Origin of the sequence: Tenacibaculum sp. MAR_2009_124, assembly GCF_900105455.1 — a bacterium.
In the GTDB taxonomy this organism is placed as follows: domain Bacteria; phylum Bacteroidota; class Bacteroidia; order Flavobacteriales; family Flavobacteriaceae; genus Polaribacter.
In genome coordinates, this window is record NZ_FNSF01000001.1 from 82,737 (window position 1) to 107,101 (window position 24,365).

The 24,365-nt window shown below is 34.0% G+C and carries 2 protein-coding genes (1 of these 2 only partly in view); both read left to right on the forward strand.

What is annotated here, in order from left to right:
* Positions 1-13,113 carry a non-ribosomal peptide synthetase gene (locus BLW23_RS00145; protein WP_093667234.1) on the forward strand — a complete coding sequence of 4,371 codons (13,113 nt, stop codon included), beginning with the start codon at positions 1-3 and terminating at the stop codon, positions 13,111-13,113.
* Positions 13,113-24,365, forward strand: the beginning of a protein-coding gene (locus tag BLW23_RS00150; RefSeq protein ID WP_093667235.1) for a non-ribosomal peptide synthetase. 24,525 nt of this gene lie beyond the right edge of the window; only the first 11,253 of its 35,778 coding nucleotides appear in the window; the start codon lies at positions 13,113-13,115; the stop codon falls past the right edge of the window. Before BLW23_RS00145 ends, BLW23_RS00150 begins: the two co-directional genes overlap by 1 nt.

The following is a 24,365-nucleotide window of genomic DNA, read 5'->3' on the forward strand; positions in this document are numbered from 1 at the left end:
ATGGATTTATTAAGTTTTTTTCAAAGACTAAACGGACAAGGTGTAAAGTTGATATTAAAAGATGGATCACTAAGTGTCAAATCAAATAAAAGAGTCAGTCAAGAATTGCTTTTAGAAATTAAGAGTAATAAGCAGTTGATTATAGACCATTTAAAAAAGTATCTAGGCGAGAATGCTAATGGATTGCAAGAAAAATATGGGAAAAAAGATTCCAAAAGAACATTATTAGAAAGTATAAAACCATTTGATAGAAAAACGGTTGAAAGAATACCTTTATCATTTAGTCAGGATCGTTTATGGTTCTTAGATCAATTTGAAGAAACCTTAACATATCATTTACCTTCTGTAATTCGTTTGGAAGGCGATTTAGATATACCAGCACTTGAAGAATCATTAAAAACAATTGTCTCTAGACATGAAGTACTTCGAACAAATTTAATGTCTATTGAAGGAGTTGGGTATCAAGAAGTGATAAGCGAAGAAAATTGGTCATTAGATCAAGTAAAAATAACACAAGAAGAATTAACAAAAACTACATTACATGATTACATTAATATTCCATTTGATTTATCAAATCATTATAAGTTAAGAGCTTGTCTATACGATTTAGACAACAATAAGTACGTATTAGCATGTGTTTTTCATCACATAGCTAGTGACGGATGGTCATCAAACATTTTAGTTGGAGAGTTTGTTGAGTTATATAGCTCTCTACGTTTGAATAGAAAACCAAAACTTCCAGAATTAACACTTCAATATACCGATTATGCCATGTGGCAACGTACGTATTTGGAAGGTGAAGTTTTAGAGAATCAATTGTCGTATTGGCAAGAAAAACTAAAAGGGGTAAGCACTCTTGAATTACCAACAGATTATGCTCGTCCAGCAATCCAAAGCACAAGAGGGGCTTATATTCCATTAAGGTTAGATAAAGAAATAAGTTCCTCATTAAAAGTAATATGTCAACAAGAAGGAGTAACCATATTCATGTTAATGTTATCTGCTTTTAAGGTATTGTTATCTCGTTACAGCGGTCAAGACGATATAAGTGTTGGAACTCCAGTAGCGAATCGAACGCAAGCTGAGTTAGAAGGAATGATTGGTTTCTTCGTGAACACTTTGGCTTTACGAAGTGATTTGAGTGAAAACCCAAGTTTTAGGGAATTGTTAAATCAAGTAAAACGAACAACATTAGCGTCTTACGATAACCAATTGGCTCCTTTTGAAAGAGTTGTAGATAGAGTAGTTAAAACTCGTGATGTTAGTACAAACCCATTATTTCAGGTAATGTTTGCGCTAGAGAATACTTCTTCAGGTTCCGAAACGGAAATTGATGGAGTTGTTCTTTCAGGATTTGAAGTTGAAAAAACAACCTCAAAATTTGATCTTACAATGCACGTTTCTGAAGAAAACATAGAAATTTCTTTAGGGTTAGAGTATTGTACAGACTTATTCAATGAAGCTACGATTAACCGAATGCTGACTCATTATCAAGAATTATTGAGAAGCATTATAAAAGATATAGACCAACCGGTTAAAGAGTTATCAGTTATCACAAAAGATGAAGAGACTAAACTACTGCAGGATTTCAACGAAACGTTTTTAGAGTATCCAGAAAATGAATCAATAATTGAAGTATTTGAATCACAGGTAGAAAAAAATCCTTCAGCGATTGCAGTTTCTTTTGGAAAAGAAACACTAACGTATAAAGAGTTAGATCAACGTTCAAACCAATTAGCTCATTATTTAACAACACAAAGAGCAGGAGCAAATTCCTATATAGGAATTTGTATGGATCGTAGTATTGAAATGATCATTGGAATCCTTGGAATTTTAAAATCAGGAGAGGCTTATGTACCTATTGATTCTGAATATCCAGAAGAACGAATCGATTATATGTTAAGCGATGCCAGTATTGATTTGGTATTAGTGAGTGAAATTACCAGTAAGATATTTGAGGTAAGAAAAAAATTGTCCATAGTTTCTTTAGATAGTAATTGGAACTTAATAGCAGAACATCCGACTACAAGTTTAAATAAAGATATAACGTCTACTAATTTAGCCTATGTTATTTATACTTCTGGAAGTACAGGAAGACCGAAAGGAGTGCAAATTGAACACAAAAGTGTCGTTAGTTTAGCAACAAGTTGCGATTATGTTTATTTAGATACTAAAACAAAATGGTTATCGACAGGATCTATTTCTTTTGATGCTACAACAATTGAATATTGGGGAACATTATTGAACGGAGGAGAATTGGTACTAACAACTTCGGAAACCTTATTAAATACTGTAAGTTTAAAAGAACTAATCTTAGCGAAAAAGGTGACAACATTATGGATGACCGCCTCGTGGTTTCATCAAGTTGTTGAAGAAGATTCAAGTGTTTTCGAATCATTACAGTACTTATTAGTGGGAGGAGATGTTGTTTTGTTTGCATTCACAAACAGACTGAAAGAATTATATCCCGAATTAACAATTATCAACGGGTATGGTCCAACAGAAAACACCACCTTTTCAACGACCTATTCAATTGAAACTACTCAAAAAGCAATTCCAATTGGAAAACCTATCAAAAACAGTTACGCTTATATTGTAGGGAATGACATGAAATTATCTCCAATAGGTATTGTTGGAGAATTATTATTGGGAGGATCTGGAGTAGCTAGAGGTTATTTAAATAACCAAGATTTAACAGATGAAAAATTTCTTGATAGTCCATTTAAAGATGGAGATCGTTTGTATAAGACAGGCGATTTAGCGAGATGGTTACCAGATGGAAATATTGAGTTCATCGGAAGAAAAGACCATCAAGTTAAAATACGTGGGTATAGAATAGAACTAGGAGAAATTGAAAATACATTATCATCACTACAAACAATTAATCAATCTTGTGTATTAGCAAAAGAGGATGCAGAAGGAAATAAACGTTTAGTAGGTTATGTTGTTGTAGATGGTGAATTTATTAAAGAAAATATTCACGCTGAGTTAAGAGAAAGTTTACCAGATTATATGGTGCCAAATTTATGGGTTCAGCTAGATTCATTACCATTAACATCTAATGGTAAATTAGATAGAAAGTCGTTACCGGAACCTGATAGTACCGATTTGTCAACTGCCGAATACTTAGCTCCAAGGAATGAGATAGAAGAACAATTGGTTACAATTTGGCAAGAACTATTGAAAGTTGAGAAAATTGGAGTTCACGATGATTTCTTTGAGTTAGGTGGTCATAGTTTGTTGGTTGTTCAATTGATCGCTCAATTGCAAAAAAACGGATTCTATATAACTGTAAAAGATATTTTCTCGAATCCTACAATTGCGGCGATAGCCGAAAAAGTATCACTAGAAAGCCCTGTTTATAAAGTTCCTGAGAATGGAATCAAGAGCGATACAAATCGTATTGTTCCTGAAATGCTTCCTTTGTTAGATTTTAGTCAAGAGGATGTAGATACTGTCGTTTCAAAGGTTCCAGGGGGTGTTTCTAATATTCAAGATATTTACCCTTTATCACCTTTACAGGAAGGAATGTATTTCCATTATTTAATGAGCGATAAGGAACAAGGAGATCCTTATGTTTTATCAAACTTACTATCGTTCAAAGAAGAAGAAAAACGTTCGTTGTTTATAGAAGCACTACAATTTGTTGTGAATCGTCATGATGTATTACGTACCTCTGTTCTTAGTGAAAATTTGCCAAGAGCAATTCAAGTTGTACAAAGAGAAGTGGCATTATCACTAGAAGAAATTGTTATTGATAGTGACAAAGATGTTCTATCTGAATTAAAAAGATTAACAGAAGGAAGTCAATGGATGGATGCATCTAAAGCCCCTTTGTTAAAGTTAAAATTGGTTGATGATAAGAAGAACGGAAATTATTATTTATGGATTAACCAACATCATTTAATATTTGATCATGTCGGGTTAGAAATAATAATATCAGAGATAGAACTTTATATATCAGGAAAGGAATCAAGCCTTTCTAAACCTGTATTATACAGAGATTTTATTGGACATACATTACATCTTCAAGAAACAAATAATAGTGAATCTTATTTCAAAAAAATATTAGGAGATATTAATGAGTCTACCTATCCATTCGGATTATCAGATATTCAAGGAAATGGTAGTAATATTAAGGAATCTCATATTGTATTATCGGAAGAGTTAAGTAAAGAAGTTCGAAGTACAAGTATTCAATTGGGGATAAGTCCAGCGGTGTTATTTCATGCTGCATTCGGGGTAGTAATAGGAAGATGTAGTAATACAGATTATGCTCTTTTTGGTTCATTATTATCAGGACGTTTGCAAGGAAGTTTAGGATCAGTAGACTCATTAGGACTTTTTATAAATACGTTACCATTTTATACAAACTTAGATAGAAGTGTACCAGAATATATTTCGGAAGTTAAAAAGTCTTTAGGAGACTTACTTTCACACGAGCAAACTCCGTTGTCATCCGTTCAAGGTTGGAGTGGAGTCTCTAACGAAGTTCCATTATTTAGTGCTTTATTAAACTATCGTCACTCTGCCATGGGATCGGAGGAAGAAGTAACCGATATGGTTGATTTAGAATTAAGTTTGATAGAAGCGAATGAGCGCACGAATTACCCACTTTCGATAGATATCGATGATTATGGTCTTGAGTTTGGATTAAAGTCTCAAATAGATGGTAATATAAATGCCGATAACTTCCTTTTGTACATAGAAGAGGCGATTAAAGGTTTATTAAAAGGATTAAAATCCGAAAAAGATGTAGCCGTTTCGGAGTTAAATATTTTACCAGATATAGAAGAAAGTCAATTATTAGAAGTTTTTAATGATACTTCAATTGACTATCCATTAGATAAAACATTTATAGACTTATTTGTCGATCAAGTTCAAAAATCTCCAGAAGCTATTGCAGCAGTTTATGAAGATCAGAAAATAACTTATGAAGAATTAGATAAACGTTCTAACCAGCTAGCAAATTGTCTAATAGAGAAAGGAGTTGCACCAAATACTATGGTTGGTATTTGTTTGGAACGTAATTTAGATATGCTGATTGGAGTGTTAGGTATCTTAAAATCGGGAGCTGCCTATGTGCCTATGAAACCAGATTTCCCGCAGAGTCGTATTGCCTATATTCTAGAAGACTTAGGAAATTCTTTAGTGGTAACAAATGCAGAAAGTAAGCTTGTTTTATCTTCTCCCGAAAACATTGACTTAGTACTATTAGATGATCCAGAGATACGTATAAATTATTCAATTAAGCCATTAGAAAGAGTTTATAATCCAACGGATTTAGCCTATGTAATTTATACTTCGGGAAGTACGGGATTGCCTAAGGGAGCAATGATAGAACATGTTGGATTATTAAACCACTTGTTCATCATGATTGATGAGTTGAAAATGGATAGTAATAGTACAGTAGCCTTTACTGCTCCGTTTACTTTTGATATTTCGGTTTGGCAAATGTTGAGTGGACTGTTATGTGGAGGACAAATAGCAATATACACAGAGGAGGATCTTTTAGCTATTAATAAATTCCAAACTTCTTTAGTTACTAATAAAGTAAGTCACCTTCAGTTAGTTCCATCATATGTTACGAGCATATTAGAAAATAGTGAAGTAGTTCCAGGTTTATCTAATTTGGCTTATTTCTTAGTAACTGGAGAAGCTGCCACGAAATCATTATTAGATAAATGGTTCTCATTATATCCAAATGTTCCAGTAGTGAATGCTTATGGACCAGCAGAAGCTTCAGATGATATCACTCTCCATATCATGAGTGAATCTCCGACAGGAATTGTAGTTCCAATCGGAAAGCCAGTAGCAAACATGGATGTATATGTGGTAGATAGCTTTGGTAACTTAAGTCCAATTGGAGTTGTAGGAGAATTATGGACAGCAGGTATTGGAGTTGGTCGTGGATATTTGAACAGAGAGGAGCTTACCAAGGAAAAATTCATAGAAAATCCATTTAAATCAGAAGGCGGAAGACTGTACAAAACAGGCGATTTAGGGCGTTGGTTACCGGATGGAACTATCGAATTTGTAGGTCGTTCAGATGATCAAGTAAAAATAAGAGGGTATCGCATTGAACTAGGAGAAATCGAAAATGCTTTATCTATTATTTCTGGAGTTCAAAACAGCTGTGTATTAGTTAAAAAAGACGCTAATGGAATAAACTGTTTAGTAGGTTATGTAGTAATGGAAGCCGAATTAGACAAAGAAAGAGTTCAAGGTGATTTATTAAATGTCTTACCAGAATACATGGTTCCTGCCTTGTGGGTAGAATTGGACGAAATGCCACTAACTGCAAATGGTAAAATAGATAAAAAAGCATTGCCTGAACCCGATGACTCACTATTATCAACGGCAACATACGTAGCTCCAAGAAATAAAACAGAAGTTCAAATAGCTGATATTTGGCAAGAACTATTGGGAGTAGAAAATATTGGCGTTTATGATAATTTCTTTGAAATAGGAGGACATAGTTTATTGATAATCCAATTAATTTCTCAATTACAGAAAATTGATTATCATATCTCCGTAAAGGATATTTTCTCAAACCCAACCATTGCATCAATGAGTGAGAAATTACTATCAGGAGCAACAATATACCAAGTTCCAGCCAATGGAATTACTGAAGATATAGACCGTGTTCTTCCATCAATGGTTCCTTTACTAGATTTTGAACAGGAAGACTTAGATAAGATTGTAAATAGCGTAGAAGGAGGAGTTTCGAATATTGAAGATATGTATCCGTTATCTCCATTACAAGAAGGAATTTATTTCCATCATTTAATGAGTAATCAGGAGGAGGGAGATCCATATGTTTTACCTCATCTATTATCATTTCCAAGTAAAGAAAATAGAGACGTTTTTATAAAAGGTTTACAGTTTGTGGTAGATCGTCATGATGTGTTGCGCACCTTCGTTATCAGTGAAGGATTGCCGAAAGCGGTTCAAGTAGTACTCAGACAAGCGGAACTATCTTTAGAATATTTAAAGTTAGATCCTTCTAAAGATGTTTTATCGGAATTAAAATTACTTACAACTCCAGGAAATCAATGGGTGGATGTTTCAAAAGCACCTTTGTTGAAATTACAATCTGCTGATGACGTTAAAAACGACACGTATTATCTGGTTTTATTAGAACATCACTTAACATTTGACCATGTCGGAGTAGAGAAAATTATTGAAGAGATTGGTGCCTATTTAACTGGAGATACATCAGTTTTGTCAAAACCAGCGTTGTATAGAGATTTTATCGGGCATACACTTCATCAACAAGCTACCAATGATAGTGCCTCTTACTTTACGAATTTATTAGGAAGTATTGATACTCCGAGTTACCCATTCAATTTATCAAATATTCATACTACTGGGGCATCTATAAAAGAATCGGGACTTATCTTACCACAAGAATTGAGTAAGGAAATTCGCAATACATGTATGAGAATAGGAATGAGTCCAGCAACCTTGTTCCATGCAGCCTATGGTTTGGTAATAGGAAAATGCAGTAACATGGATTATGCTATTTTCGGGTCTTTATTTTCAGGACGTTTACAAGGTTCAACTGGAGCAGCAGATTCGTTGGGATTATTCATTAACACCTTACCATTTTATATCGCATTAGAGGGAACAATTACCGAATATGTAGAAAAGGTAAAACAACAATTAGCGAATTTATTGCCTTATGAGCAGACTCCATTATCTCATATTCAAGCTTGGAGTGGTGTGTCGAATGAAATTCCTTTATTTAGCGCTTTATTAAACTTCCGTCATAGTGCTATTCCATCATCAAATGAAGAAGAAACAGAAACAGAAACAGTAGATTTAGGAATAGAAAAAATAGGCAGTCATGAGCGAACGAATTACCCATTTACCTTAAATGTTGATGATTATGGAGTTGACTTCGGGGTAACGGCGCAGATTGAGGAACATATTGATGCAGCTCGTGTTGCAGAGTATATGCAAGAAGCCTTAGAACAATTAATAAAAGGCTTAAACTCGGAAGAAGCTTTAGAGGTTAGCAGTACAGTAATTTTACCAAAGGAAGAAGAGCAACAATTATTAGATACTTTCAATAATACTCATGTTGAGTTTCCATTAGAACAAACAATATTAGATGTCTTCTCAGATCAAGTGAAGAAATCACCAAAACAAGTTGCTGTTGTTTATAAAGGAGAAGTATTAAGTTATAGGGAATTAGATCAACGTTCGAATCAAGTGGCACGTTATTTAAAGGCTCAAGGAGTTCAGCCAAATGGATTGGTAGGAATTTGTATGACTCGCAGCTTGGAGATGATCGTAGGTGTTTTAGGAGTTTTAAAATCGGCAGGAGCCTATGTCCCAATCGATCCGAACTATCCAAAAGAGCGAATTGAATATATCATAGAAGACACTGGAATTGAATTATTATTAAGTAATGCAGCAAGTCAAAATGCTTTAGAAGACAAAGAAGGATTAATCAGCATTGTTTTAGATACAGATTGGAATCAGATTTCGGAGTATTCAACAAGAAAATTAAGCTATCAATCAATCTCACAAGATAATCTGGCGTATGTAATTTATACCTCAGGAAGTACAGGAAAACCAAAAGGAGTGCTCATTGAACATGGTAACATGTTCAACTTGGTAAACTGGGCAATCTCAAACTTCAAGGATTCACTAGATTTAGGAATGCTAGCAAGTACTTCGATCAATTTTGATTTATCAATTTTTGAAATATTTACTTCACTAGCATCAGGAGCAAAGATTGAGTTAGTTGATAATTTATTATCACTAGTAGAAGATTCAGAAGTTTCTGTATCACTGATCAATACGGTACCAAGTGTTTTACTAGGAGTCTTAGAATCAGGAAAATTACCAGAAGCGGTAAAAACCATTAACCTAGCAGGAGAGCCATTACTACCAAGTTTAGTAGATCGTATTTACAACGAAAGTTCGGTAGAGTCTATTTATGATTTATACGGACCATCAGAAGCAACTACCTATAGTACCTTTATCAAAAGAGAAATCAACGGAGCTCAAACCATTGGACGTCCGATAGCCAATACTCAAATATATATTTTAAGTGAATCGTATGAACTACTACCAGTAGGTGTTGTAGGAGAATTATGTGTAGGAGGAAAAGGAGTAGCGAGAGGATATTTAAACCGAGAAGAATTAACGAATGAAAAGTTCATTTCAAATCCATTTAAGGAAGGAGAAAAAATTTACAAGACAGGTGATTTAGCCCGCTGGTTATCTGATGGAACTTTAGAATATGTAGGAAGAAAGGATTCTCAAGTAAAAGTCAGAGGATATAGAATAGAATTAGGAGAGATTGAAACAGCTTTATCAACTATCGAAGAGATTCAAAGTAGTTGTGTACTAGCCAAAGCAGATGTCACAGGAAGTAAGCGATTGGTAGGATATGTTGTTGTAGATGGAGAGTTCAATAAAGAAAACGTTCAAGCCGAGTTAAAGGAGAGCTTACCAGAATACATGGTTCCTAGTTTATGGATTGAGTTAGAAGAAATGCCATTAACTGCTAGTGGAAAGTTAGATAGAAAATCCCTGCCAGAACTTGACGGCTCACTATTATCAACCAAAGAATATATAGCTCCAAGAACTGTGGTTGAATCACAAATAGCTACGATTTGGCAAGATATATTAGGAGTAGAGAAAGTTGGAGTTTATGATAATTTCTTTGAATTAGGAGGACATAGTTTACTTGTGGTTCAATTAATATCACGTTTACAAAAGCTTGATTTATACATTGAGGTTAAAGACATCTTTTCAAATCCAACGATAGCACAAATAGCAGAAAAATTATTATCCGATACTCCAAGGTATCAAGTACCTGTCAACGGAATTCTAGATGATACAGAGTATATCGTACCAGCTATGGTTCCTTTATTAGAATTTAGTCAAGAAGATATCGATACGGTAGTTTCGAAGGTTCCTGAAGGAATTGCAAACATTCAAGATATTTATCCGTTATCACCATTACAAGAAGGGATCTTTTTCCACCATTTAATGAGTGATAAAAAGCAAGGGGATTCGTATGTTTTATCAAATCTTTTATCTTTTAAAGACAAGGAAAAACGTAACTCTTTTATTGAAGCGCTTCAGTTTGTGGTGGACAGACATGATGTTTTACGTACTTGTTTTATAAATGAAAATATACCAAAGGCAGTACAAGTAGTAAAGAGAAAAGCAAAATTATCAATAGAAGAATTAGTATTTGAAAATACAACAGATGTTTTATCTGAATTAGAGAAGTTAACTTCTCCAGGAAGTCAATGGATGGATGTTTCAAATGCTCCATTGTTACAATTAAAATCAGCATACGACAAGGTAAATGATTGTTATTATTTAATAGTTAATCAACATCACTTGGTGTTGGATCATGTTGGAATGGAGAAAATAGTATCAGAAATAGTAATGTACTTATCTGGTCAAGAAGCTCATCTTTCAACACCAGTATTATACAGAGATTTTATTGGTCATACATTACATTCCCAAGGAACTAATAATAGTCAATCATATTTCAAAGGCTTATTGGCGGATATTGAAGAACCAACATATCCTTTTAATTTATCCAATACCAAAGTAAATGCAAATGAAATAAAAGAGTCAAACGTACTTTTATCGGAAGCTTTGAATACTGAAATACGAGAAGTGAGTACTTCTCTAGGAATGAGTCCTGCAGTATTATTCCATGCGGCTTATGGTTTAGTTATTGGTAAGTGTAGTAATTCTGATTATGCGCTATTTGGTTCTTTATTTTCAGGACGCTTACAAGGAGCTATAGGTGCAGCTGATTCACTGGGATTATTTATCAATACCTTACCTTTTTATATTTCTTTAGAAGGGAATGTTGCTGAGTACATTGGTATGGTTAAGCAATATTTGAATGAACTATTGCCATACGAGCAAACTCCATTATCGAGTATTCAAGGTTGGAGTGGTATTTCTAACGAGGTAGCCTTTTTCAGTGCCTTATTAAATTATCGTCATTCTCATTTAGGAACAGAAGAAACGGAAGGTGATGAAGTAATTGATTTAGGATTGGAAGTTATTGGAGGAGATGAGAGAACGAATTATCCATTTACGTTAAATGTAGATGATTTTGGAGAAAGCTTTGGTTTAACAGCTCAGATAAAAGAAGGTACAGATGCCGAACTGGTATCAGCGTACATGCAAGAAGCTTTAACGAGTTTATTAAAAGGATTAAAGGAAGAGGTAAAAGATCCAGTGATAAGTTTAAATATTTTATCTCAAGAAGAAAAATCAGAAATATTAGAAGTATTTAATGCTACTGAATTATCGTATCCATCCGATAAATCGGTTGTGGGATTATTTGAAGAACAAGCAGTAAAAAAACCAAATTCGGCTGCGATTTCGTTTGAAGGAACCACTTTGACTTATCAAGAATTGGACAAGCGTTCAAATCAGTTAGCACATTATTTACAAGAACAAGGAGCACAAAAAGATACGTTTATTGGAATTTGTATGGACCGTAGCTTGGAGTTACTTGTTTCGATTTTAGGAGTCTTAAAATCGGGAGGTGCTTATGTACCTATCGATCCAAGTTACCCACAAGATCGTATTGAGTATATGTTAAGCGATGCAACAATTAATTTGGTCTTGACAAGCCAAGCGAATACTGAAGTATTAAAAGGTAGAGATAATATATCTATTGTTTCTTTAGATCAACAGTGGAATGAATTGATTGCAACCTATTCAGAAAACAGTTTAGATACAACTATTTCATCAAATGATTTAGCTTATGTGATCTACACTTCAGGAAGTACAGGACAGCCAAAAGGAGTTCAAATCGAACATAAAAACATTGTTAGTTTAAGTACTAGTTGTGATTATGTCGATCTGAACTCAGAAATGGTTTGGTTATCAACGGGGTCAATTTCATTCGACGCAACTACCATAGAGTATTGGGGAACTTTACTTAACGGAGGAGAATTAGTTTTAACCACTACAGAAACTTTATTACAAACCGCAAGTTTAAAAAGATTAATCGAGGAAAAAGAAGTAACTACATTATGGATGACTGCTTCGTGGTTCCATCAATTAGTGGAGGAGGATGCTGGTCTTTTTGCTTCATTAAAAAACATATTAGTTGGGGGAGATGTGGTACTATTCAACTATACCAACAAGATTAATGAGCTGTATCCCGAGTTAAGAATTATTAATGGGTATGGGCCTACAGAAAACACAACTTTTTCAACGACCTATACTATTGAAATCACAAATAAAACACTTCCAATCGGTAAGCCAATAAAGAACAGAGTTGCTTATATCGTCGATTCGGAGATGAACTTGGTTCCAGTAGGGGTTGAAGGAGAATTAGTAGTTGGAGGAGAAGGAGTAGCTAGAGGGTACTTGAATAACGAAGAATTAACCAAAGAAAAGTTCGTAGAGAGTCCATTTAAAGAGGGAGAAAGACTTTATAAAACAGGCGATCTAGTGAAATGGTTACCCGACGGGAACATTGAATTTGTGGGAAGGAAAGATGCTCAGGTTAAGATTCGAGGATATAGAATTGAATTAGGCGAAATAGAAAACACCTTGTCAAATTTAAATTCAATTAGTCAATGTTGTGTATTGGCAAAAGAAACCGCTAATGGAACCAAACATTTGGTTGGATATGTAGTTTCGGAAAATACTTTTGATAAAGAAGCAATTCAATTAGAACTCAAAGAATATTTACCAGATCACATGGTTCCATTGATTTGGGTAGAAATGGATGAGATGCCATTAACAAGCAATGGTAAATTAGATAGAAGAGGCTTACCAGAACCAAATCGATCTGATTTATCGAGTAGGGATTACATAGCACCTAGAAATGAAACTGAAGAAAAATTAGTAGCCATTTGGCAAGAATTAATGGAGGTTGAAAAAATAGGAGTCTATGATAATTTCTTTGAGTTAGGAGGGAACAGTTTATTGGTTACTCGCCTAGTGTCAATTATTAGTAAAGAGTTTAAAATAGAAGTTATGATTAAGGACATATTTAGCTTCGTAAGTATTGATGAATTAGGGACTTATTTAGATTATAAAAAGATCAAAGAGAAAGAGAGTTCGGATAAAGTTTATAAAAAAATAATTAAAATATAATGAATAAGGCTTTAAGTATTATTAAAACGGCACAAAGTAAAGGTGTTACATTAGAATTGGAAGAAGGTTCTTTGGTTTTAAAATCAGAGGATGAAGATATTGATGATGCTTTACTTGTTGACATAAAGCTTAATAAAGAACTTATTATTGAGCACTTAAATAAATTTGATGGCGATAGTATTTCATATAAGGGGTTTGATAAAAATGCTATAAAACCATTCGATAGAGAACTTATTCAACAAATTCCATTATCGTTTAATCAAGATAGAATTTGGTTCTTAGATCATCTTGATGGTACCCAGGCATATCACATTCCACTTGTGATGCAGTTACAAGGCGATCTCAATATCAACTATGTAGAAAAAGTATTACAATCAATCGTTGATCGACATGAAGTATTGCGCACTGTAATTTATGAAGAGAATGGAATCGGTTATCAAAAAGCGATTACTTCAGATAATTGGTCATTACAAAAAGTAGTTACTTCAGAAGAAGCAAATTTGAAAGAACAGATTCGAGCTTTCATCAACTTACCTTTCGATTTATCGAAAGATTATATGCTACGTTCTTGCTTATATGATTTAGGAAATGAGAAGTATATCTTAGCTTGTGTTTTCCATCATATTGCCAGTGATGGTTGGTCTTCAGGTATTTTAACTAGTGAATTTGTTGAGTTATACAGTGCCTTAAGAGAAAACCGTACAGTTTTTCTTCCAGAGTTGACATTACAATATTCAGATTATGCCGTATGGCAACGCCAATATTTAGATGGAGAAGTTTTAGAAGCTCAATTGTTGTATTGGAAGGAAAAACTATCTAATGTAAGTACATTAACATTACCGTTAGATCATGCACGTCCAGCTATACAAAGTACAGCGGGAGCCAATACGTCATTAATACTAGATAATAAATTAAAGAATTCGTTACTAGAATTGTGTCAACAAGAAGGGGTAACATTATTTATGTTGTTGTTGTCAGCATTTAAGGTTTTATTGTCTCGTTATAGTGGACAAGATGATATTTGTGTTGGAACACCAGTTGCAAATCGTACACAAACCGATTTGGAAGGAATGATTGGTTTCTTTGTAAACACATTAGCATTACGAAGTGATTTAAGTGACAATCCAACATTTAAAGAATTCTTAAAGGAAATAAAAAATACTACGTTAGATGCCTATGATCATCAATTAGTTCCTTTTGAAAAGGTAGTTGATGAAATAGTAACTACTCGTGATATGAGTATGACTCCGCTTTATCAGGCAATGTTCGTATTACAAAACTTGCCTTCAATATCAGAGAAAAAGGGAGAAGGAGTTAGTTTAGGAGCAGTTGAAATTTCAGGTTATAAGTATGAAGTAGAAACTTCGAAGACCGATCTTACCATTACCATATCTGAAGAAGAAGCAAGTATTAATATCGATATGGAATATTGTACTGCCTTATTCAAGCAATCTACAATTGATAAGATGTTGAGGCATTACAGGGAATTATTAGTTAGTATTGTTAACGACATTCAGTTACCTATTAATAATTTAGGTTTATTGACTAAGGATGAAGAAGCACATTTGTTAAGATCATTCAATGAAACAGCATCCGTAGATTATCCTGAGAATTTAACCATTATAGATTTGTTTGCAGAGCAGGTAGCAAACGCCCCAAATGCTATTGCATTAACATTCGAAGGAAAAGAATTAAGTTATAAAGATTTAGATGCTAAGTCTAATCAATTAGCTCATTATTTAAGAGCGCAAGGAGTTGAACCAGATACTTTAGTAGGTATTTGTTTAGAACGAGGCTTCGATATGATTGTGGGTATCCTTGGTATTTTAAAATCTGGAGGTGCTTATGTTCCAGTAGATCCAGCATATCCAGCGGACAGAATCGAATATACTTTAACAGATGCAGGAATTACCTTGGTGTTAAGTGATGAGGCTAGCAAAGAGGTTTTAAAAGATAAAGCTGAGTTGAGTACACTTTCTTTAGATGGAGATTGGGATACAATTTCATCATACTCAATTGAGGAGTTAAGTAAAGTAGTATCACCAACTAATTTAGCCTATGTCATTTATACTTCTGGAAGTACTGGAAAACCAAAAGGTGTTTTAATTGAACATCTAAATGTAGTTCGTTTATTTAAGCATGATGAATGTTTGTTCGATTTCGATTCAAATGATGTTTGGACCTTATTCCATTCTTTCTGTTTTGATTTCTCAGTATGGGAAATGTATGGAGCATTATTGTTTGGAGGTCGTTTAGTAATTGTTCCAAAGTCAATTACAAAAGATGCCATGGCGTTTAGTAATTTATTGATGAAAGAGGGAGTTACGGTATTAAACCAAACACCCAGTTCTTTTTATACACTTCAAGATCAATATTTATCAATAGCCAACAAAAGTACCATTCGATATGTGATTTTTGGAGGAGAGGCATTGAATCCAAGTTATTTAGCAAGATGGAAACAGTCGTATACAAATAGTAAGCTTATCAATATGTATGGTATTACAGAAACTACGGTTCATGTTACCTACAAAGAAATTACTGATGCTGATATTAACCATTCTGTTAGTACAATCGGTACAGCTATTCCTACATTAAGTTGTTATATAGTAGATGACTATTTAAATCTTGTCCCACAAGGGGTTATAGGAGAATTATGTATCGGAGGTAGTGGAGTTGCCAGAGGTTATTTGAATAGAGAAGCTTTAACAAATGAGCGATTTGTTTCCAATCCATTTAGTGATGATAACAAAGCTCGTTTATACAAGTCAGGAGATTTGGGTCGTTGGTTACCGGACGGAACTATTGAATATATCGGGAGAAAAGATAATCAAGTTAAGATTCGTGGGTATCGTATTGAATTAGGAGAAATAGAATCGGTTCTATCAAAAGTATCTGGAATTCAGAGTAGCTGTGTTTTAGCTAAAGAAGATGGTGCAGGAAACAAACGTTTAATTGGGTATATAGTTAAAGATGAGGTTTTAAATAAAGAACGAATTCAATCGGAATTAAAGAAGAGTTTACCAGAATATATGGTACCTCAAATATGGATTGAATTAGAAGAAATGCCATTAACATCAAATGGTAAATTAGATAAAAAATCACTTCCAGAACCGGATGGAACTGCACTGTCAACAAAAGAATATGTTGCTCCAAGAAATGAAGTAGAAACTCAAATAGCTATTATTTGGCAAGAATTATTAAGCTTAGAAAAGGTAGGAGTTTACGATAATTTCTTTGAGTTAGGAGGACATAGTTTATTAGTGATTCAATTAATATCTCGCTTACAAAAGATTGATTTTCACATTGAAGTTAGAGATATTTTCTCTAGCCCAACCATAGCAGAAATCGCAGAAAAAGTATCTTCAGAAGCTTCAGTATATCAGGTTCCTGCAAATGGAATTACGAAGGATACCGATCGTATTATACCAGAAATGCTTCCACTATTGGATTTCGATCAAGAGGATATTGATAAAGTCATCTCAAAAATTTCTGGTGGAGTTTCAAACATTGAGGATATTTATCCATTAGCTCCATTACAAGAAGGAATGTATTTCCATCATTTAATGAGCAATGCTCAAGAAGGAGATGCTTATATTTTACCAAATTTATTGACCTTTCCTGATAAAGAGAAAAGAGCAATGTTCATTGAGGCATTACAATTTGTAGTAAATCGACATGATATACTACGAACATGTTTCTTAAGTGAAGGCTTACCAAAAGCTGTTCAGGTTGTACAAAGAGAAGCACAACTTTCTATAGAGCATATAGTAATTGATGCATCAAAAGACTTCTCAAAAGAGATAGAAAGCTTAAGAACTCCAGGAAAGCAATGGATGGATATATCTGAGGCTCCATTGTTAAAACTGAGATCCATTGATGATACAGCAAATGATGATTATCATTTATTAGTGAATCAACATCACTTGATATTAGATCATGTTGGATTAGAAAAGGTTATTTCTGAAATAGAAATGTACTTATTAGGAGAAGGAACGAAACTTCCCACTCCAGTATCATATAGAGATTTTATAGGTCATACCTTATATCAGCAGACTACAAATGATAGCGAATCGCATTTCACGAGTTTATTAGCAGGAGTAGATACTCCTAGCTATCCATTCGGTCTGTCAAACATTCAAGGAACTGGAAGTGAAATCAAAGAATTACATACGGTTTTACCTGAAGATTTAAGTGAGTCTATTAGAAAAGTGAGTTTAGATTTAGGAATGACTCCGGCGGTATTGTTTCACGCGGCTTACGGATTAGTAGTAAGTAAATGTAGTAATACGAATTACGCATTGTTTGGAACATTATTCTCAGGACGTTTGCAAGGTTCTTCTGGAGCGGCAGATTCGTTGGGATTATTCATTAATACCTTACCTTTTTATGTAGCTTTAGAAGGAAGTATCTCTGAATATGTTGACCTTGTTAAGGAGCGCTTAGGACAATTAATGCCTTACGAGCAAACCCCTTTGTCTAGAATTCAAGGATGGAGTGAAATATCTAACGAAGTTCCATTATTCAGTGCTTTATTGAATTTCCGTCATTCGTATGCAACATCTGAAGAAAAGAATGAAGGTCATGGTGTTGATTTAGGAATTAATTTTGAAGCAGGTCAGGAACGTACCAATTACCCTTTTACCTTAAGTGTTGATGATTATGGAGTTGATTTTGGCTTAGGAATCCAAATAGATAAAAGCATCGATGCGGGTAGAGTGTTAGTATATATGAGACAGGCTTTAGAAGAATTATTAAAAGGCTTGAGTTCAGAAGAAAATATTCAAATCGATGACGCGGAAATCTTATCAAAAGAAGAAAAACAACAGTTATTAGAGGAGTTTAATACTACGGCTATAACTTATGAAACAAATCAAACAATATTAGATTTATTTTCAAATCAAGTTCAAAAATCACCTGAAAAAATTGCGGTTGTTTATCAAGAAGAAGAATTAAGTTATAAGCAACTGGATGAAAGGTCGAATCAATTAGCAAATTATTTAGATGAGCAGGAAGTAGAATCGGGTTCGTTGGTCGGTATTTGTATTGATCGAAGTTTAGAAATGTTGGTTGGAATTTTAGGGGTTTTAAAATTAGGAGGAGCCTATGTTCCAATTGATCCAGAATATCCCGAAGACCGTATTAATTATATGTTAGCAGATGCTAATATTAAGTTGGTATTAACAAGTGAAAAAGTTAAATCAAAAGTACAGTTTCCAAAAAATATTGTTACCGTAGCATTGGATAGTAGTTGGGCTTCAATTGCTAACAAGAGTTTAAATGTTTTAGGGAAAGTAATAGCTCCAGAAAGTGTAGCCTATGTTATTTATACTTCTGGTAGCACAGGTAGACCCAAAGGAGTATTGGTTGAGCATAAAAATGTTATCAATCTTATTGTTAGTCAGTTGGGTGCTTTTGGTGTTGATTCAAGTGACGTTATTTTACAGTTTTCAAGTTTTATATTCGATGCTTCTGTAGAACAGATATTTATGGCTTTATCGGGTGGATGTAAATTGGTTCTAATAGACAAAGAAACAATAATTGATCCTACTAAGGTAGTAGAAGTCATTCAACAAGAAGAAGTAACGCATCTTCATGCCACTCCAAGTATGTTGAGTACTTTTTCAATAAATAAAGATGTAAATTCATTAAAAAGAATTATCGCCGGTGGAGAAGTTTGTACGCCTGATTTAATGAAACATTGGACAGGTAACTATTCTTTTTACAATGAGTATGGACCAACAGAAACAACAGTTACTTCTACGATTTCATTTTATAGAGATATTAAAGAAATTGAACAAATTACTATTGGAAAACCCATAGGAAATACACAAGTTTATATTACCGATTCTAGAATGAATTTGCTTCCTAAAGGTGTAATTGGAGAACTATGTATTGGAGGAAAAGGAGTTGCTAGAGGATATTTAAATAGAGAAGAATTAACCCGTGAGAAATTCGTTCCAAACCCATTTAAAAAAGGGGATAGAATCTATAAAACGGGAGATTTAGCTCGTTGGTTACCTGATGGAACTTTAGAATATGTAGGAAGAAAAGATTCACAAGTAAAGGTTCGCGGATACAGAATTGAATTAGGAGAAATTGAATCTGTATTATCAACAATTGAAACGATTCAAAATGGTTGTGTACTTGCCAAAGAAGATGTTACAGGAAGCAAACGTTTAGTAGGATATGTAGTTGCAGAAGGAAAATTCGATAAAGAAAAAGTTCAGGCAGCGTTAAAAGAGAGTTTACCAGAATACATGGTGCCTTCTTTATGGGTTGAGTTAGAGGAAATGCCATTAACAAGTACTGGAAAACTTGATAAAAAAGCGTTACCAGAACTAGATGGGTCTCTTTTGTCAACTAAAGAATATATAGCACCAAGAACTGAGTTAGAAGAGCAAATAGCTTCCATTTGGAAAGATTTATTAGGTGTTGAGAAAGTAGGAGTTTATGACAATTTCTTTGAGCTAGGAGGACATAGTTTATTAATTGTTCAGCTGATCTCTCGTTTACAAAAAGTAGGTTTTCATATTACCGTAAAAACTATTTTTTCTAACCCTACAATAGCGGGTATTAGTGAAAACTTAGCTTCTTTAAATACAGTTTATCAGGCACCTGCAAATGGAATAACTGAAGATACTATTCAGATTACTCCAGATATGATTCCTTTGGTAACATTCAGTCAGGAAGATATTGATACCGTAGTATCCAAAATCCCAGGAGGAACGCAAAACATTCAAGACATATACCCTTTATCACCATTACAAGAAGGAATGTATTTCCATTATTTGATGAGCGATAAGGAACAAGGGGATCCATATATTACACCTAATTTATTATCCTTTACAGATAAAGAAAAACGTAATTTATTTATAGAAGCATTACAGTTTGTAGTAAACAGACATGATGTTTTACGTACTGCTATTTTAAATGAAGGATTACCTCAGGCAGTACAGGTCGTTCAAAGAGTTGCTAAGCTTCGAATAGAAGAATTAACTTTTGATTCTGTAGATGATATTTCATCAGTATTGAAAGATTTAGTTGACAATGGAAAGCAATGGATGGATGTTTCGAAAGGTCCGTTACTAGAATTAAAAATCGTAGACGATCTGCCGAACGACAACTATTATTTAGTGATTAACCAACATCACTTGATTACGGATCACGTCGGACTTGAAAAAGTTATTTCAGAGATAGAAATGTATCTCCTTGGAAATGCAGCAAGTTTAGGTGAACCTGTTTTATATAGAGATTTTATAGCGCATACATTACATCAGCAGTCAATTAATGATAGTGCATCATATTTCAAAGAATTATTTGGAAATATCGAAATACCAAGTTATCCATTTGGCTTATCAGATGTCAGAGGTAATGGTACTGAAATAAAGGAAGTCTCTATTATTTTACCGACAGAATTAAATACATCACTTCGTGAAACTTCTGTAAAATTAGGAATGAGCCCAGTTGTTTTATTTCACGCAGCTTACGGATTGGTTGTTGGAAAATATAGCAATAAAGATTACGCAATTTTTGGAACATTATTCTCAGGGCGTTTGCAAGGTTCGGTAGGAGCAGCAGATTCATTAGGACTCTTCATTAATACTCTACCATTCTTGACGGATCTGAAGGGAAGTGTTTCTAAATATGTTGAAACTGTAAAAGCTAGGTTACAAGATTTATTGCCATATGAGCAAACACCATTGTCGGATGTTCAAGCTTGGAGCGGTGTTTCTAATGATGTCCCTTTATTTAGTGCTTTATTGAATTATCGACATTCAGCGAATCCTTCGGAAAAGAATGAGATTGTTGATATAGATTTAGGAATTTCAGTAATAGGAGGAAAGGAACGTACCAACTATCCATTTACCTTAAATGTTGATGACTTCGGAGATAATTTTGGATTAACAACTTTACTAGATGGAAATATTGATGCTGATCATGTTTTAGGGCACATGAAACAAGCGTTAACAGGAATATTAAATGCTCTAGAGACTGAAGAAACAACTTCCATTGAAAGTCTAGGGATTTTATCTAAGGAAGAAACCTTAGAAATTTTAGAGGTTTTTAATGCTACTGAATTAACGTATCCATCAGAGAAATCGGTAGTTGAGTTATTTGAAGAGCAAGCTCGAAAAACACCAAGTGCAGCAGCAATTACTTTTGAAGAAACTACCTTAAGTTATGAGGAATTAGATAAACGTTCAAATCAATTAGCAAATTATTTAAAAGCCCAAGGAGTAGAGACAGATACATTTGTAGGAATTTGTATGGATCGTGGTTTGGAATTACTCATTGCGATTTTAGGAGTGTTAAAATCTGGAGGTGCCTATGTACCAATAGATGCAAGTTATCCAGAAGATCGTGTTGAGTTTATGTTAAGCGATGCTACCATTAGTTTGGTATTGACAAGTAAGTCAAATAAAGAAACTCTAGTAAATAGAAAAAACATATCAGCCGTAGCTCTAGATCAAGAGTGGGATACATTCATAGCAACATATTCTACAAACAATTTAAATACAACGATTTCACCAAACGATTTAGCTTATGTGATTTATACTTCAGGAAGTACAGGACAGCCAAAAGGAGTTCAAATAGAGCATAAAAACATTGTAAGCTTAAGTACTAGTTGTGATTATGTAGCACTAAATTCAGAGACGATTTGGTTATCAACAGGATCAATTTCGTTTGATGCAACCACAATAGAATATTGGGGAACCTTATTAAACGGAGGAGAACTTGTTTTAACTACAAAAGATACTTTACTAAACACAGTTAACTTTAAAGAAGTACTACAAGAAAAAGAAGTTACTACATTATGGATGACTGCTTCATGGTTCCATCAAATAGTGGAGGAAGATACTAGCGTCTTCGCTTCATTAAAGTATTTATTAGTTGGAGGAGATATAGTTTTGTTCAACTATACTAATAAAGTAAAAGAGCTATATCCGAACTTAACAATCATAAATGGATATGGACCGACAGAGAACACTACATTTTCAACGACTTACACTATTGACATTACAGAAGAAAATCTTCCAATTGGTAAGCCATTAAAGAACAGAGTGGCTTATATCGTTGATTCAGTAATGAACTTAGTTCCTGTAGGAGTAGAAGGGGAATTAGTTGTAGGAGGAGCAGGAGTTGCTAGAGGATACTTAAACAATGAAGAACTCACCCAAGAGAAATTCATTTCAAGTCCATTTAAAGAAGGAGAAAAACTTTACAAAACAGGAGATTTAGCGAAATGGTTACCTGATGGTAATATTGAATTCGCAGGAAGAAAAGATGCTCAGGTTAAGATTCGAGGATATAGAATTGAGCTAGGGGAGATAGAAAACGCGTTATCCAATTTAATCTCTATCAGTCAATGTTGTGTATTAGCAAAAGAAACTGTTGGTGGTACCAAATACTTGGTAGGATATGTTGTTTCGGAAGGTGAATTTGATAAAGAAATAATTCAACAAGAATTAAAACAACATTTACCAGAGTATATGATTCCATCGATTTGGGTGGAAATGGATGAAATGCCATTAACGAGCAACGGTAAATTAGACAGAAGATCTTTACCAGAGCCAGATAGTTCAGATTTATCAAGCAAAGAGTACGTGGCTCCTCGAAATGAAACCGAAGCACAATTGGTAGCTGTATGGCAAGATATTCTGGGGATTGAAAAAATTGGAGTGTATGATAACTTTTTCGAATTAGGTGGACATAGTTTATTGGTTGTTCAATTAATTTCTCGTTTACAAAAGTTCGATTATCATGTTGAGGTAAAGGATATATTTTCAAACCCGACAGTTGCTGGAATTAGTGAAAAAGTAACATCTTCTTCATTGTTATATCAAGTTCCTGCAAATGGAATTACAAAAGGTATAGATCGCATTTTGCCAGAAATGGTACCGTTATTGGATTTTAATCAAGAAGATATAGATGCCGTTGTAAATAAGATTTCGAGCGGTGTTTCTAATATTCAAGACATATATCCATTATCACCATTACAAGAAGGAATGTATTTTCATTATTTAATGAGTGGCAAAGATCAGGGAGATCCGTATGTTTTACCGAATCTTTTATCCTTCCCAAGTAGTGAAAAAAGAGATTTATTTGTTGAGGCTTTACAATTTGTAGTCAACCGTCATGATGTGTTGCGTACTGCTATTGTAAGCGAAGGTTTGCCAAAAGCCGTTCAAGTTGTATTGAAACAAGCGGAATTATCTGTTGAAGAATTGACAATAGATAATGATAAAGATATTTTATTAGAATTAAATAGATTAACCGAGCCAGGGAACCAATGGATGGATGTTTCAAAAGCACCATTATTGGATTTAAAATCTGCAAACGATAGTAAAAATGACAGCTATTACTTATTATTATTTGCACATCACTTGGTATTGGATCATGTAGGTTTAGAAAAAATAACATCAGAAATTGAAACATACCTTTCAGGTAAAAGTGAAACACTTCCTACTCCTGTTCTGTACAGAGATTTTATTGGACATACGTTATATCAACAGGCAGTTAACGATAGCGAGTTATATTTTACTGAGTCCTTAGGAACCATTGAAGAACCAACATATCCTTTTGACTTAACTGATATACAAGGGAATGGTAGCAATATAGAAGAATCAGGAATGATTCTTTCTGATGAATTGAATAAACAACTTCGAGAAGTTTCTTTGAAATTAGGAATGAGTCCTGCTGTATTATTTCATGCAGCTTATGGATTAGTTGTAGGGAAATGCAGTAACAAAGAGTATGCATTATTTGGTTCTTTATTTTCAGGACGTTTACAAGGTTCTCTAGGTGCAGCAGATGCGCTTGGGTTGTTTATTAATACTTTACCATTTTACGTTTCTTTAGAAGGGAACATGTTAACCTATGTAAAGGGTGTAAAACAACAATTACACGAATTATTACCATACGAACAAACAGCATTATCAAACATTCAGAATTGGAGTGGAGTTTCAAATGAAGTTCCGTTATTCAGCGCTTTATTAAATTTCCGTCATTCTCATGTTCCAATAGCAGTAGCTGAAGAAGAAGAAGGGAATAAGGTCGATTTAGGAATAACAGTAAAGGGAGGACAAGAACGTACGAATTATCCACTTACATTAAATGTAGATGATTTCGGACATGGGTTCCGATTAGAAGCTCAGGTTGATGGAGGCATCGGAGCAGACCGATTATTAAGTTATATGCAAGAGGCATTAACGGAACTACTAAGAGGGCTGAATTCAGAAGAAACTGCGAAA

Excerpts from the sequence above, each read along its gene's own strand:
- BLW23_RS00145 (WP_093667234.1), top strand. The coding sequence starts at position 1 with ATGGATTTATTAAGTTTTTTTCAAAGACTAAACGGACAAGGTGTAAAG.